1 protein-coding gene is annotated in these 403 nt (G+C 58.8%); it reads left to right on the top strand.

Features of this window, described 5'->3' with window-relative positions; genetic code table 11:
- Window positions 1-403 (top strand): MFS transporter (locus tag D7V97_RS43865; RefSeq protein ID WP_120616325.1); only part of this gene is annotated, 403 nt, incomplete at both ends.

The following is a 403-nucleotide window of genomic DNA, read 5'->3' as shown; positions in this document are numbered from 1 at the left end:
TTCATCATGCTGGCCACTTATACCCTGTTCTACATCATGACCGTCTACTCGATGACCTTCAGCACCGGCGCGGCGCCGAATGGCCTGGGTCTGCCGCGTAACGAAGTGCTGTGGATGCTGATGATGGCGGTGATTGGCTTTGGCGTAATGGTGCCTGTCGCCGGCCTGCTGGCGGACGCTTTTGGTCGTCGCAAGAGCATGATTATCATCACCACGATGATTATTTTGTTCGCCCTGTTCGCCTTTAAACCGCTGCTGGGCTCCGGCAATCCGCTGCTGGTCTTCGCCTTCCTGCTGCTGGGCTTAAGCCTGATGGGACTGACCTTTGGCCCGATGGGCGCGCTGCTCCCGGAGCTGTTCCCGACGGAAGTGCGCTACACCGGCGCGTCGTTCTCCTATAACG

Origin of the sequence: Corallococcus sp. CA053C (assembly GCF_003611675.1) — a bacterium.
In the GTDB taxonomy this organism is placed as follows: Bacteria; Myxococcota; Myxococcia; order Myxococcales; family Myxococcaceae; genus Corallococcus.
The sequence above is the reverse complement of the archived record's forward strand: the minus strand, read 5'-3'. Positions and strand labels throughout refer to the sequence as shown.